The following is a 13,527-nucleotide window of genomic DNA, read 5'->3' on the forward strand; positions in this document are numbered from 1 at the left end:
CATATATGATATAAAATCGCCCATGCATGCTACAAACCCCGTCCCGAAAAAGCGCCACCCAGCCGCCACCCCTTATAAGCGACCCCGCCATATGATACGATAACCGCCATATGGCCAAATTTTACGTCACCACCGCCTCCGCCTACACCAACGGCCCGCCGCACATCGGCTACGCCATGGAGCTCATCCAGGGCGACGTCCTGGCGCGCTACCACCGCCAAAAAGGCGACGAAGTCTGGTACGTCACCGGCACCGACGAGCACGGCACCAAGATCAAGCGCGCTGCCGACGAGGCCGGGAAAACTCCCCAAGCTTACACCGACGAGATCAGCCAACTCTTCCGCGATCTCGCCCCGGCCCTGGGCGTCGCCACCGACCAATTTGTGCGCTCCACCGACCCGGCTCACGAGAAAGTCGCGCAGGCACTGTGGAAAGCCTGCGAAAAAGATATTTACAAAGCCAAATACCAGGGCTGGTACTGTGTCGGCTGCGAAACGTTTTACACCGAAATCGACGTCCCCGACCATATCTGCCCCATCCACAAAAAGCCCATCGAGCACATTGCTGAGGAAAATTATTTCTTCAAGCTCAGCGCCTACACTGATCGCATTAAAGAACTCATCACTTCCGACCAGCTGCTCATCCGCCCTGCCTCACGCAAGAACGAAATTATGGCCCTACTCGAGCGCGGCCTCGAAGACATCAGTATTAGCCGCGACAAAAAACAGCTTACCTGGGGCGTACCGGTGCCGGGCGACCCCGAGCAGGTAATGTACGTATGGTTCGATGCGCTCGGTTTCTACATCTCTGCCCTCGGCTACCCCGACGCCGACAAGTTCAAGCAATTTTGGCCCGCCGACGTCCAAATCGTCGGCAAAGACATCCTCCGCCACCATGCCGCCATTTGGCCCGCCATGCTGCTGTCCGCCGGCCTGCCGCCCGAGCGCAGCCTCTACGCCCACGGCTTTATCTCGAGCGAAGGCCACAAAATGAGCAAATCCCTCGGCAACGTCGTTAGCCCCGGCGACGTCATCGCCAAATACGGCGTCGACGCCCTGCGCTACTACCTGTTGCGCGAAATCCCCTCCGACGGCGACGGCGATTTCTCGTGGGCGCGCATGGAATCCGTCTACAACGCCGACCTCGCCAATGACCTCGGCAACCTCGTACAGCGCGTGCAGGTCATGATCGGCAAGTACCAAAAAGGCGTCATCGGCGAACTGCCGCCGCACTCCCACGACATCCAGCCGTTCGAAGAAGCCATGAGCGACCTGCGCTTCGACCGCGCGCTGGCCGAGGTATGGCTGCTCATCCGCGGCCTCAACCAACTCATCGAAGAAGAAAAGCCCTGGGAGCTGGCCGACGGCGGCAAGCGGGCCGATCCCAGTCACCTCGCCGAAGTCCTGCACCACGCCGTCACCGACCTCATCCAGATAGCCACGCTGCTGATGCCGTTTATGCCCGCTACAGCGCAAAAAATCGCCGCTACCTTCGCCGGCGGCGCCGTCCATCCCGAGATCGGCGTGCTGTTCCCCAAGGACAAATAATTGTGCTCATCGACACCCACTCCCACGTCCACTTCCAAGAATTCCGCCCCGAGCTCGACACGATCCTCGACCACGCCCACGCTGCCGGGGTCGAAAAAATCCTCACTGTCGGCTGCAACGACACCGATTCGGCCGAAGCCGTAGCCGTCGCGCGCGCCCACCAAAACCTCTGGGCCACCGTCGGCCTCCATCCCCACGACGCCGACCGCGGCTACGAGGCGCTCGAAGAAATCGCTCGTCTGGCCGAATTCGACAAAGTCGTGGCGATAGGGGAGTGCGGCCTCGACAACTTCCGCTCCCAAACCACCCCCGAAGACCAGGAGCGCGCCTTGCGGTTTCAGATCGAGCTCGGCCTCGAGCGCGATTTGCCCATGATCTTCCACGTTCGCGACGCCTTTCCGCAATTTTTCGCCATCCTCGACGAATACCGCGGCGACGGCGTGCGCGGCCTCGTGCATTGCTTCACCGCCGGCATGCCTGAGCTCGAGGGCTCATTAGAGCGCGGTCTCTCCATCGCGCTTAACGGCATCATGACCTTCACCAAAGACCCGGCCCAGCTCGACGCCGCGAAGGCCGTCCCGCTGGATCGGCTCGTGCTCGAAACCGACTGCCCCTTCCTGGCGCCCGTGCCCCTGCGCGGCAAACGCAACGAGCCGGCCAACATCGTCCACACCGCCAAATTCCTGGCCCAGCTTCGCGGCGAAGCGCTCGAAGACCTCGAAACCGCCACCACTCAAAATGCCGAAAAACTGTTCCAAATTTAGCCTTGCATGTTCGCCATATGTTCGGTATGATGAATACATCATATCTTATTAATGAGGCATACTTATGGTTGAAGCCCAATCGATGGTGCATTATCATAGCACTATGAAACGCGCTACGTTTGCCAACATCGCAAAGCAATCCTGGAATAATCTCCTCGATTCCCTGGATATGCGTCAACGCAGGGAAGTACGTCCACTGCGTGCCGGAGAAACCGTCGAGCGCGCCTGGCTCAATACCGGAAGACACCTCCGCAGAGCAATGGACAATTATGACAAAACCACGCCGCAATCCCGCTCCGCCCGCCCATCTCGCTAATTCTTCACTCATTGGTATTAAGCTCCATGAGGGACCCTTGCCTACGCCGGCCGATTTTGCAGCCTACGAACAGGCGCAGCCCGGGGCCGCCGATCGGTTGCTGAAGATGGCAGAACTCGATCAGAAAGCCGGGGTAGCGGATATGCGCGTACAAAGACTCACAAACTTTGTTCTCGATCTCCTATCCCAAGCTTTTTTATACTGTCTCGTGCTAGCTGCAGTATACTTAGCTCTCCACGACAAACCGCTCGAGGCCTTTTTTGCCGGCCTCGCCCCCATTGTAATCGCCATCTATGCCAATACCCGGAAAAAGACTACCCAATCCACCGATGAAGACCAATAAATCCATCTACCTCGATCACGCCGCCGCCACACCGCTCAACCCCGCGGTGCTTACGGCTATGCAGCCGTACCTGGGCGCGGAGTTCGCCAACCCATCGAGCCTCTACGCCGCCGCCCGTGAGACGCGGCTGGCCGTCGAAGCCTCACGGGCCGATATTGCCAATGTGCTCGGCGCCAAGCCTACCGAAATCATCTTCACGAGCGGCGGCACCGAGGGCAACAATCTGGCCATCCAGGGAGTTTTGCGAGCCCATCCCGGCGCGCACTGGATCACCAGCGCTATCGAGCATGACGCAGTTCTTGGCTGTGTGGAGGCACTAAAGCGCGAGGGTCATGCCGCCACCATAGTGCCCGTACAGCCATCCGGAACCGTCGCGCTCCAAGCCATTGGCACCGCCATCACCGATACCACCGTGCTTGTGAGTGTCATGCTGGCCAACAACGAAATCGGCACCATCCAGCCCGTGGCCGACGTCGCCAAATTGCTTGCCGTCGTGCGCGCCGACCGCGCCAAGCGCGGCGTCACGCTTCCGCTCTACCTCCAGACCGACGCCGTGCAGGCCGCCAACTACCTCGATCTGCACGTCGCTCGCCTCGGCGTCGACCTCCTCACACTAAACGGCTCCAAAATCTATGGCCCCAAAGGCACCGGCGCGCTCTACGTGCGCCATGGCACCGTGCTCGAGCCGCTGATGTACGGCGGCGGCCAAGAGCGCGGCCGGCGCAGTGGCACCGAAAACGTGGCCGGCATCGTGGGCCTCGCCGCCGCCCTCAAGCTCGCGGCCACTACCCGCGACGCCGAGTCACACCGTCTGACACTGCTGCGCGACCAGCTGGCGGCCGAGCTCACCGCCACCATTCCTGGTGTCATCCTCAACGGTCATCCTCGCCATCGCCTACCCAATAATCTCAACCTCACCATCCCTGGCGCCGAAGGCGAGGCCCTGGTGCTGTATCTGGACAACGCTGGCATACAGGCCTCCACTGGCTCGGCGTGTTCCACTGGCAATCTCGACCCGTCGCACGTGCTGCTCGCGCTCGGCCGCACCCCTGCCGAGGCCAACGCCAGCCTGCGCCTCACGCTCGGCCGCTCCACCGACGCCAATGCCGTCGCCGTGGTGGCCGAAAAACTTCCCCCAATTGTCGCACGCCTGCGCGAACTTCAACTCTAAAGTCGGCCTATAATTCCTAGGTTTTACGTTGCCCTAGGCATATGATGATCCTGCATGTATACAAGCCACCAGGAGGTGATCTACATGCGCAGAACCACCCTTGCGGCCGCCATATGCGCGGTCGCAGCGCTCCCTCTCGCCGGTTGTCAAGCCGGTAGTGGCGGTCCCACCGTCACTACCGCTAATCCCACCGTCCCGGCTCCCGCGACCACCGGCACCGTCCAGCCGCCGGTTGCCACCACGTCCCCGCGCAGCACGCCCGTGCCGCCCCGACCCTCCGCCGTCAAGCGCGTTTGCGGCGACACTAGCCGGTGGAATACCGCACCGCAAGGTGAGGACGTCCTGCCGGTCCGGGAAGCGCTACTCGGCCCCACTCCCGGCAGCCACGACACCTGCGATCGCGTGCGGTTCGACGTCAAAACCGCCGCCAAGGTGGGGTGGGATGTCCGGTACGTGCCCGAGCTCACGGCCGATGGCAGCGGCAAGCACCTTGATGTGGCCGGCGGCGCCGTGCTCCAGGTGACCATCCAGGCGCCCCTGCTCAGCCAGGTCACCACCCACGAGCCCGGCGACGTCCTGGCTGATCGCGCTGAGTGGCCAGCCATGGTGCAGATCGTGTTCGCGGGCTCTCACGAGAGCGTGTCCAGCTTCGGCCTCGGGGTCCGCAAAGGCCAGCGCCCCTTCCGCGTCTGGACCAAAGTAGCGGACGGAGTGCGCAGCATCATCGTGGACATCGCCTACTCCGGGTAGCCCGCCGCACCTCGCGGCATCATCCGCCCACCGATGGCGATGGAGAGTAGCCGGCTCTCCATCGCCATCCCGGCATCATTGCCGGGCCGTCGCCTGCTACAATAACACCATGAAACGGTTCTTTGTGGCGTTGGTGATTTTGGCAGGCGCAGTCGGCGCGCTGGCCGTCACTTTTTTCTTTGGCATCGGCTATTATCTTTCCCCACAAGACCCTCTCGCCAAGGCTGACGCCGTGGTCGCCATCTCCGGGGGCGAAACCAAAACCCGCACCGCCGAAGCTATCAAACTCTATCAGGACGGCTATGCCGCCCACCTCATCTTTTCTGGTGCCGCTCTCGATCCCAATAGCCCGTCCAACGCCAAAACCATGGGCGCGACGGCACGCGACGCCGGCGTGCCCAGCGCCGCCATTGCACTCGATGAGCTCGCCAACAACACGCGCGAAAACGCCAATGGAGTCGCGGCCATTATTCGCGACAAACATCTGCACTCGATTATTCTCGTCACCTCGCCCTACCACCAGCGCCGGGCCTATCTGGAGTTTCGGCGGGCGCTCGGCCAAGATTTCGTCATTATCAACCACTCCTCGTATGACGGCGAGTGGCGCCGGTCGCACTGGTGGGCCACGCCTACCAGCCGTTCGCTCACCTTCGCCGAGCTGCAAAAGGTGTTGTACGAGCTCGCCAGCGGGAACCCGCAATGATCAGCCTCCTCGTAGCGCTCGGTATCCTGGCGGCAGTTGGCTACGGCGCGTATCAGGGCACCCGTCGTGGGCTCATCATCATCGCGTTTGAGTTTGTGAGTTTTGCCCTGGCCACCCTCACGGCGATCGTGATCTACCACCCGCTGGGGACGGTCGTCAAAACCATTGCCGGCGTTAATATCGCGCTGGGCAACGTCGCCGCTTTTGTGACCGTCTGGACCGTTTCGGAGGTGCTCTGCGCGCTGTTTGTGCACTTTGTGGTGCTCCGGCGCCTCCCTCCGCAAGTCCACTTTTCGAACCTCAACCGGGCCGGCGGAGGCCTCTTTGGCGCCTTCAAGACCGCCGCTATCATCACCCTCGCGCTCATCGTGTTTGACGGCCTGCCCATCGCCGCCTCCATCAAAAAACCCGTCATCACTGCGCCGGTGGCTGCCCAATTTATCGCGGCCAGCGGCGATTTGCAGCCCCGGCTTGCCGCGGGGCTCGGCCGCGACATCAACGACAGCTTCGATTTTTTCACCATTACCGCCAGCCCCGAGAGCGAGGTCCATATCGATCTCGGCTTCACTACCACCAATTTTACCGTTGACTCCCATCTCGAGGCCGATATGCTGGGCCTCATTAACCACGAGCGCACCTTGCAAGGTCTGCCGTCGCTCACTCTCAACCTCAAGGCTCGCGCCGTCGCGCGCGCCTACTCCGCCGAAATGTTTACCCACGGCTATTTCTCGCACATCGACGCCGCCGGCAAATCACCGTTCGACCGCATGAAGACCGGCGGCGTTAGCTTTACCAGCGCCGGCGAAAACCTAGCCCTCGCCCCCACGCTCAGCCTCGCCCACGATGGCCTCATGAAATCGCCCGAGCACCGCGCCAACATCCTCTCGTCGGCGTATCGCACGGTGGGCATCGGTGTGGTTGACGGCGGGCCCTATGGGCTCATGATCACGCAGGACTTCACGGATTAGCTCGTTTCGGTGAGCCTTCAAACTTGCCGTATTTGAAATAGATGTTAAAGTCGTATCACGTCTACTCCCTACCGGAAGGAACAGTCGTGAGCGTTTCTCCGTTATCCGACGGCCGGAGGCCCGGCGAAGTGCTGGAGGCCTGCGAAGACCCGAAGATGGACCTCATCTTCAACAGCCCGGCCTACCAGGATGGCATCGTCGACGGCCTGCATGAGGCAATCGCAACGGCCATCACTAGAGGAGGCGATCCCCTAGAGGACCCCCAGTGGGGCGGTCCCTCACCGTCTCGCCACAGTAGCGGAGTCTCCTACACCTACTAGGCCGCCGCACGGCACTATCCGGCGCCCGGGCATCAAGCTCGGGCGCCGGTCTCCTTTTAGGCGCCACACACCGCCATCCCCAGCCCAACCAAACTGATTGTCCAAATCTCCATATTTCGTTAAAATTGTCCAATTATGAAAACCGTCTTTGTTGGCCTCAGCGGGGGAGTCGATTCCTCGGTATCTGCTGCCCTGCTTCAGCAGCAAGGGTATAACGTCGTGGGCGTCTACATGAAGAATTGGACCGCCGACGTTGCCGGCGTGGCCTGCCCCTGGAGGCAAGACCTGGCCGACGCCCGCGCGGCCGCGGCCAAGCTCGACATCCCGTTCCAGGTGTTCGACTTCCAGGCCGAGTACCGGCAGCACGTTGTAGATGTAATGGTGGCCGAGTACCAAGCCGGCCGCACGCCCAACCCTGATATTCTCTGCAACCAGGAAATTAAGTTCAAACTCTTCCTCCAATCAGCCTTAGCCGCCGGCGCCGACCTCATCGCCACCGGCCACTACGCGCGCACCGAGGACGGCCGCCTGCTCACCGCCGCCGACACCGCCAAGGACCAAACCTACTTCCTCTACCGCGTCACTCCCGAGGCCCTCGAGCGCACTCTCTTTCCGCTGGCCGGCCTCGCCAAGCCCGAAGTACGTCGCCTGGCTACCAAATTTGGCCTACCTACAGCCAAAAAACCCGACTCCCAAGGCATCTGCTTCATCGGCGAGGTCGGCCTGCGCGAATTCCTCAGCCAATACATCACCGCTACCGCCGGCCCCATCGTTGACGCCGCCGGCCACGAACTCGGCCAGCACCAAGGCGCCGTGTTCTACACTATCGGCCAGCGCCATGGCCTCGGCCTAGGCGGCGGCGAGCCGTACTACGTGACGGGCAAAGATATGGCCACCAACACCGTTTACGTTACCACCGACCCCGTCGACGCCGCCCTCGAAACCGACCACTGCACCATCACCGACGTCCATTGGATCGGCCCCGCCCCCCAAGCCGGTCGCACCTACCAACTCCGCAGCCGCCACCGCGCCGCGTTCATCGATTGCACGCTCGAGGCCGGCCACCGCGGCACCTACGCCATCAAGCTGGCCCACCCCGAGCGCGCCCTCACCCCCGGCCAATCCGCCGTGATCTACGACGGCCAGCGAGTCCTCGGCGGCGGCATTGTCGCCTAAGCTGCCCATATATATCTGATCCGATCCCGCGTACAATGATCCCGTCCCAACTGCGAAGGGAGGTGAAATGAACGTAGCCACCGCAGCGTGGTTGGGATTGGCGGGTGTTATAACCTCCTGAGCCCCGGCTGACTGACAGTTTCGGGCCTGGTATCAAATAACGAGGGGCGCCCGCCTCTTCCTTGGGAATTATCGTAAATTAGGCTAAAATACCCCCCATGAATACCAGCGAAATCCGCGCCGCCTATCTCAAATTCTTCGCCGACCGTGGTCATGCGGTGATTCCGCGCGCCAACCTCGTGCCCAAAGAAGACGCCACCACCCTTTTCACCGGCTCCGGCATGCAGCCCATGATTCCGTATCTGCTGGGCGAAAAGCACCCCGATGGCGTTCGCCTGGCCGACTCCCAAGTCTGCTTCCGCGCCGAGGACATCGACGAAGTCGGGGACAACCGCCACACCACGGCCTTCGAAATGCTCGGCAACTGGAGCCTGGGCGACTACTTCAAGGCCGAGCAAATCCCCTGGATGTGGGAGTTCCTGACCGAAGTCGTCGGCCTCAACCCCGCCAAGCTCTACGTCACCTGTTTCATCGGCGCCCCCGAGTACGGCATCCCCAAAGATACCGAAGCCGCCGAGATGTGGCAGAAATTATTCAAATCCAAAGCCCTTGAGGCCAAAGCCGCCGACATCGGCTCTGAAGCCGACGGCTACCAGCGCGGTATCAAACCCGGTGAGCGCATCTTCTACTACGACGGCTCCAAAAACTGGTGGAGCCGCAACGGCGGCCCCGAAACGACGCCCGTCGGCGACCCCTGCGGACCCGATTCTGAGATGTTCTACGACTTTGGCACGCCCCACGATCCCAACTTCGGCGAGCACTGCCACCCCAACTGCGACTGTGGCCGTTTCATGGAGATCGGCAACAACGTCTTCATGGCCTACAAAAAGGTGGAGGATAGTAAGTTCGAACCCCTGACCCTCCCCAACATCGACCACGGCTCCGGCCTCGAGCGCATCGCCGCCGCGGCCATCGACGACCCCGACTTCTTCAAAATCAGCGTGCACTACCCGGTAATCCAAAAACTCGAGCAAATCTCCGGCTTCAGATACGATCAAAACCCGCAGGCCATGCGCATCATCACCGACCACCTCAAGGGCGCCGTCTTCCTGGCTGCCGATGGGGTCGTGCCGTCCAACACCGCCCAGGGCTACGTGATGCGCCGCTTCCTGCGCCGCGCCATCCGCCAAGCCCTCGCCCTCGACCTGCGCCAAGACTTTCTCGAGCTCGTCGTCCCCGTCATCACCGAAGCTTATCGCGACGACTTCCCCGAAGTGGCGGCGCAGGAAGAGTCCATCATTCACCTGCTCGTGCAAGAAGAGCGCCAATTCCGCACCACACTCCTCAAGGGCGAACACGAATTCCGCAAACTCGCCGGCGATGAGCTCAGTGGCGCAACTATTTTTGTTCTATTCGACACCTACGGCTTTCCCGCCGAACTCTCGCTCGAATCAGCCCATGAACAAAAAATTCCCGTAAATTCGCACTGGAAAGCCGAATTCGACGCCCTACTCCGCGAACAAAAAGACCGCTCCCGCACCGCCACCGTCGGCCAATTCAAGGGCGGCCTGGCCGACCACTCCGACACGAGCGTCAAATACCACACTGCCACGCACCTCATGTACAAGGCGCTGCGGCTCGTGCTGGGCGACCATGTCATTCAGCGCGGGAGCAACATCACCCCCGAGCGCCTGCGCTTCGACTTTAGCCACCCCGACAAAATGACCCCGGAGCAAATCGCCGAAGTCGAGAAAATCGTCAACGACAACATCGCCAAAGACTGGCCCATGGCATTCCGCGAAATCTCCACCGAGCAAGCCTTCAAAGAGGGCGCGCTCGGCGCCTTTGGCGACAAATACGGCGACACCGTCAAGGTCTACACCGCCGGCGACCCGATGGGGGAGTGGTACTCCAAAGAAATTTGCGGCGGTCCCCACGTAGAGCACACCGGCGCACTGGCCGACGGCGGCAAAAAGTTTAAGATCAAAAAAGAAGAATCCAGCTCCGCCGGCATCCGCCGCATCAAGGCCGTACTGGAATAATGGAGTCTCAAAAAGCGGTTTCGGCCGGTTCCCCTGAGGAGAACCGGCCGTTCCGAGACGCATTCAGTTGCCGCTGCGGCGTTTGCCGAATCCCAGCACCACGACGAAAACACCGACTCCGGTCAGTATCGATATGTCCAGGATATGTCCATGCGCCTGGGCCGAAAGCGCCTGACATGTCTCAACGAGCTCCTGGGTTGCCGGATGGGCGCAGTGGGGTAGGGTCGTATATTTGGAGATGATAAGCTGGTAGCTTCCTTCCGCGGAGACGACGCCTAGGACCAGCGCTATTATCACGAGCATCTCTTGAACCTCCGTAGTGCGTCAAGCCGTGGTGGCGCTGAGGCTAGGCGGACGAGCGTGCATCTCGAGCGGGATGGTGGCAGACCTACGATCCGCGGGTATGGGAAGCGATCCTGACATCCAGTCCGCCGCACCGTACTGATGCGCCACTGATGGCTAGGGCAACCAATACTGCCGGCGTGAGCGACCTTGGGATGTGACCGACTCAGCGAACTCCCTGGGCAAAATGCAACCTGAACGCAAGAATTATAAAATATATACTAATAAAGTCAAGCAGCTTAATCATAAAACCCGCTTAGACAGCGAGAGCCGGCTCCCCCGCAGGGGAACCGGCTTCGTCCGTTGTACGTATCGGGCCGCCCGGTGGGAGCGGCGTGGGGTGAGATGTGGCGGTCAGGCGGTCGGCCGGCGATGGAACAGCCAGCAGTAAAGTCGGTAGGTCGCCCTCTCCACGGGTTGGGAGGTCCAGATCAGGAATACCCCGCCCTCCACACCGATTACAACCAGCGCGACGAGGATCACCCCCACCCTGTGCCAGAATGTGTAGTCGTCCTGGATGCAGCCCGCGAGGCCAAAACTGGCATCGGCCGGCGAGCATCCCGTCAGGGTGTCGAGGATGTGCGGGACGATCAGCAGGCCGGCCGCGATGCCTATGCCTATGACTACCACCCACCCGGCCACCCATCGGGCGTTCGAATTGCGGATTCTCATCCTTTGCTCCGTTTCTAGCGGTGGTTGGGTTGAGGTAACTCAGGCGCTCACGGGCACCACGTGCCTGGACACGCCGGTTGTCGATTCGACGTGGGTGGCAGCGGGCCGGCGGGCAAACTCAAGGGCCAGCCAGCCGTAGCGCAGTCCCCCCGCCATCAGCACGGCGGCCGTTACGGGGAGCGTCCAGCCCCCGCCATACACGAACCCGATGGGCCATGCGAAAGCGGTGGGGCGGGCGAGGGTGGTCCGCGACAGCAGTTCGGTCGCCAGGGCGACCAGTAGAACGGTGGTGGCGACGGCGAAGTGGAAAACGGCGCGACGGGTCACGGGACCGGCCTTTCTCGAAGTCTCGATGTAATGAGCGTACACGAACCTGCACATATTAACATAAATATCATAAAAAGTCAACGACAAGCCCCCGACGGGAACGCGGCCAGTGGCTGTCGTCCCGTCGGGGGCGGGGCTCGCGCGATCGTCGCGGAGCCGATGGATGTGGACACTAGTGGTGGAAGCGGATGATCGCGAGCACGATATCCGTGCCGATCACCACGCCCGCTGCAGTACCGGTCAGATACAGGCTGTATCGAGCCAGCATGGTCACCCTCGCGTTCCGAAGACGGCCCGTCTGGCGACGCTCGTCAAAGAACGCGACGCGCTGGGCCAGCTGCTGGATATCCGCCTTCGTGAGGATCACCTTTGAGGCCTCGGCCAATGTGTCCTGCAGGGTCAAAAGCTCCCGCTTGAGCACCCGCCGGTGGTGGGCCAGGGCCCGGAAGCACAGCTCCATCGCCAGCCCGGCCATCAAAATGGCCAGCCCGAGCAGAATCTGCGCCGCCCACAGCGAGCCGACTGGTAGTGCAGGGCTCAGCCGCGAGAGCGCCTCGCTGTAGAAGAGCACCAGGGCTCCCATGGTGGGGAGTAGGATGCTGAACCTCAGGTACAGGTTCTGCAGGTTACCCGCGATGTCCTTCAGCTTGGCCGACAGGTTGTCGACCTCCGCTTGCTGCTGCTTCGAGCGCTTGATCAGCGGCCAGATCAGCCGCTGCCAGAGGGCACGCAGAACGCTCCGCGTAACGGTGGTCCCGAAGTGCGTCGCCACTATCTACCTCTTCTCGTGTCGGGGAGCTGACGAATGTCCGGGCAACATAATACCATGAAAGTCAAAATAAATCAAGAAAAAAGGAAAAGGGACCGCTCAACAAAGAGCGATCCCTGTCCGTGGCCGTGGAGGCAGTCGCTGGAGGCGACCACCGCTTGTGGACGATGGGGTGGGTTGTTGTTGCGACCGGAAATCGGCCTGGCGTAAGGGGCGGGCGGCGGAGGTTCGGTGAAGAACCACCAACAGGCGCAGATCGACGGTGCTTTAAACAAAGAGTTTTTAAAGTGGTTATCGCCGTGAACGCGCATGAGGGCTGCCGCCAGAAAAACTGGCCGGGGCCGCTGGTCACGCGCATCACGTGAGGAGACGGAAAGAGAATGGGGGAGTGGCTGGTTGGTGGGGTTGACGCAGGTATTACCCCGCGAAAACCGCCATCAGGCCGCTCTCATTCTCTCGGTCTCGCTCAGCGAGGCACAACACTTTTAACATTTTTGTCCACCCAAGGACATGCGTTCGCACCCACGGTGCACGAACGGCTAAATTAAACCATATTTGTATACAATAAGCAACTCAAAAAAGCGCAAGCGTAAGTTTGATATACTTACCCCGAGGGCCTAAGGGGGAGCGCGATTATGAGCCAACGGGGAGCGATAAATCTAGTCACCGTCATCGCGGTGGTACTGGGTTTGGGGTTGCTCGCGTCCATGTATCTCAATTACTCCCAGCATCAGAGTGCCCAGCAAGACCGCAAGCAGCTCCAGGGCGAAATCACCGACCTGCGCTACCAGGTCAAGCAAGATCAACAGGCAGCCGCCGGCCCCAGCCCCACGCCCTCGCCTCTAGCCACGCCCGAGCCCAGCCCCACCGCCACCCCGGCGGTGGCCGGCACAAGCTCCATCGCCATCAGCCAATATGGCGTAAAATTAACCGTGGCCGATCCCATCGCCGACCTCACCTACAACATGGTCAAAAACGGCCAATACACCGTGGCCGGGCTGTCGACTCGAGCGCTGCTAGCCAAATACCCCGCCTGCGCGCCCGCCGCCGCCAACAACGCGCTCGGCCAAATCGTGCAAAAACGCGCCGCCACCGGGGTCACCAGCACCGGCAAGCTCGTCAAGCAGATTGGCGTCTTCAATTACTATTACATCGAGCCCACCGGCTTTTGCACCGCCGACCCCGATGGCCGCAACGCGTTGGCCGCCGCCCGCGCCGCCTTCAAAAATGCCTCCCTGCCCACGTTATCGAATTAAC

General features: G+C 61.3%; 15 protein-coding genes. 11 read left to right on the forward strand and 4 right to left on the reverse strand.

The annotated features are described in order from the left end of the window. Nucleotides 1-110 precede the first annotated feature (110 nt). The 10 genes from metG to VMT30_04685 all read left to right on the forward strand — a co-directional run bounded on the left by metG (nt 111) and on the right by VMT30_04685 (nt 10,160). Nucleotides 111-1,547 carry a methionine--tRNA ligase gene (gene metG, locus VMT30_04640; protein HVQ44224.1) on the forward strand — a complete coding sequence of 479 codons (1,437 nt, stop codon included), beginning with the start codon at nt 111-113 and terminating at the stop codon, nt 1,545-1,547. A 2-nt stretch (nt 1,548-1,549) separates the two neighbouring features. Further along, entirely contained in the window at nt 1,550-2,311 is a 762-nt protein-coding gene (locus VMT30_04645) for a TatD family hydrolase (protein ID HVQ44225.1), read from the forward strand. Nucleotides 2,312-2,511: 200 nt separating this feature from the next. After that, nucleotides 2,512-2,970 carry a DUF2335 domain-containing protein gene (locus tag VMT30_04650; GenBank protein ID HVQ44226.1) on the forward strand — a complete coding sequence of 153 codons (459 nt, stop codon included), beginning with the start codon at nt 2,512-2,514 and terminating at the stop codon, nt 2,968-2,970. After that, a complete protein-coding gene (locus tag VMT30_04655; GenBank protein HVQ44227.1) occupies nt 2,957-4,141 on the forward strand; it encodes a cysteine desulfurase family protein in 1,185 nt (394 codons plus the stop codon). The genes VMT30_04650 and VMT30_04655 overlap by 14 nt, the downstream gene beginning before the upstream one ends. Nucleotides 4,142-4,195: 54 nt before the next feature. Continuing rightward, on the forward strand, nt 4,196-4,891 hold the full coding sequence (locus VMT30_04660; GenBank protein HVQ44228.1) for a hypothetical protein: 696 nt from the start codon (nt 4,196-4,198) through the stop codon (nt 4,889-4,891). Nucleotides 4,892-5,000: 109 nt separating this feature from the next. After that, entirely contained in the window at nt 5,001-5,594 is a 594-nt protein-coding gene (locus VMT30_04665) for a YdcF family protein (GenBank protein ID HVQ44229.1), read from the forward strand. Next, nucleotides 5,591-6,562: a CvpA family protein gene (locus VMT30_04670; GenBank protein HVQ44230.1), complete on the forward strand. Its 972-nt coding sequence runs from the start codon at nt 5,591-5,593 to the stop codon at nt 6,560-6,562. The genes VMT30_04665 and VMT30_04670 overlap by 4 nt, the downstream gene beginning before the upstream one ends. Before the next feature lie 86 nt (nt 6,563-6,648). After that, nucleotides 6,649-6,882, forward strand: a complete 234-nt coding sequence (locus VMT30_04675) for a hypothetical protein (protein ID HVQ44231.1) — start codon at nt 6,649-6,651, stop codon at nt 6,880-6,882. A gap of 135 nt (nt 6,883-7,017) precedes the next feature. Continuing rightward, entirely contained in the window at nt 7,018-8,058 is a 1,041-nt protein-coding gene (gene mnmA, locus VMT30_04680) for a tRNA 2-thiouridine(34) synthase MnmA (protein HVQ44232.1), read from the forward strand. A 218-nt stretch (nt 8,059-8,276) separates the two neighbouring features. Further along, nucleotides 8,277-10,160 carry an alanine--tRNA ligase gene (locus VMT30_04685; GenBank protein ID HVQ44233.1) on the forward strand — a complete coding sequence of 628 codons (1,884 nt, stop codon included), beginning with the start codon at nt 8,277-8,279 and terminating at the stop codon, nt 10,158-10,160. A 63-nt stretch (nt 10,161-10,223) separates the two neighbouring features. On the opposite strand, the gene VMT30_04690 is transcribed toward VMT30_04685, so the two are convergent. The 4 genes from VMT30_04690 to VMT30_04705 form a co-directional block, all read right to left on the reverse strand. Then, nucleotides 10,224-10,463, reverse strand: a complete 240-nt coding sequence (locus VMT30_04690; GenBank protein ID HVQ44234.1) for a hypothetical protein — start codon at nt 10,461-10,463, stop codon at nt 10,224-10,226. A gap of 393 nt (nt 10,464-10,856) precedes the next feature. Next, nucleotides 10,857-11,174 (reverse strand): hypothetical protein, encoded by a 318-nt coding sequence (locus VMT30_04695; GenBank protein ID HVQ44235.1) that lies wholly within the window; start codon nt 11,172-11,174, stop codon nt 10,857-10,859. A gap of 39 nt (nt 11,175-11,213) precedes the next feature. Next, on the reverse strand, nt 11,214-11,555 hold the full coding sequence (locus VMT30_04700) for a hypothetical protein (protein HVQ44236.1): 342 nt from the start codon (nt 11,553-11,555) through the stop codon (nt 11,214-11,216). A gap of 118 nt (nt 11,556-11,673) precedes the next feature. Continuing rightward, nucleotides 11,674-12,273 (reverse strand): hypothetical protein, encoded by a 600-nt coding sequence (locus VMT30_04705; GenBank protein HVQ44237.1) that lies wholly within the window; start codon nt 12,271-12,273, stop codon nt 11,674-11,676. Between the two features lie 632 nt (nt 12,274-12,905). Between VMT30_04705 and VMT30_04710 the strand changes: the two genes are divergently transcribed. Continuing rightward, nucleotides 12,906-13,526, forward strand: a complete 621-nt coding sequence (locus VMT30_04710; protein ID HVQ44238.1) for a hypothetical protein — start codon at nt 12,906-12,908, stop codon at nt 13,524-13,526. The last annotated feature ends 1 nt before the right edge of the window (nt 13,527 follow it).

This window comes from Candidatus Saccharimonadia bacterium (assembly GCA_035544015.1).
GTDB lineage: Bacteria > Patescibacteriota > Saccharimonadia > UBA4664 > UBA4664 > UBA5169.

Bases quoted from the DNA above. Each gene is read 5' to 3' on its own strand.
- metG (HVQ44224.1), top strand. From the start codon at position 111: ATGGCCAAATTTTACGTCACCACCGCCTCCGCCTACACCAACGGCCCG.
- VMT30_04655 (HVQ44227.1), top strand. From the start codon at position 2,957: ATGAAGACCAATAAATCCATCTACCTCGATCACGCCGCCGCCACACCG.
- VMT30_04660 (HVQ44228.1), top strand. From the start codon at position 4,196: ATGTATACAAGCCACCAGGAGGTGATCTACATGCGCAGAACCACCCTT.
- VMT30_04665 (HVQ44229.1), top strand. From the start codon at position 5,001: ATGAAACGGTTCTTTGTGGCGTTGGTGATTTTGGCAGGCGCAGTCGGC.
- VMT30_04670 (HVQ44230.1), top strand. From the start codon at position 5,591: ATGATCAGCCTCCTCGTAGCGCTCGGTATCCTGGCGGCAGTTGGCTAC.
- mnmA (HVQ44232.1), top strand. From the start codon at position 7,018: ATGAAAACCGTCTTTGTTGGCCTCAGCGGGGGAGTCGATTCCTCGGTA.
- VMT30_04685 (HVQ44233.1), top strand. From the start codon at position 8,277: ATGAATACCAGCGAAATCCGCGCCGCCTATCTCAAATTCTTCGCCGAC.
- VMT30_04690 (HVQ44234.1), bottom strand. From the start codon at position 10,463: ATGCTCGTGATAATAGCGCTGGTCCTAGGCGTCGTCTCCGCGGAAGGA.
- VMT30_04695 (HVQ44235.1), bottom strand. From the start codon at position 11,174: ATGAGAATCCGCAATTCGAACGCCCGATGGGTGGCCGGGTGGGTGGTA.
- VMT30_04700 (HVQ44236.1), bottom strand. From the start codon at position 11,555: ATGTGCAGGTTCGTGTACGCTCATTACATCGAGACTTCGAGAAAGGCC.
- VMT30_04710 (HVQ44238.1), top strand. From the start codon at position 12,906: ATGAGCCAACGGGGAGCGATAAATCTAGTCACCGTCATCGCGGTGGTA.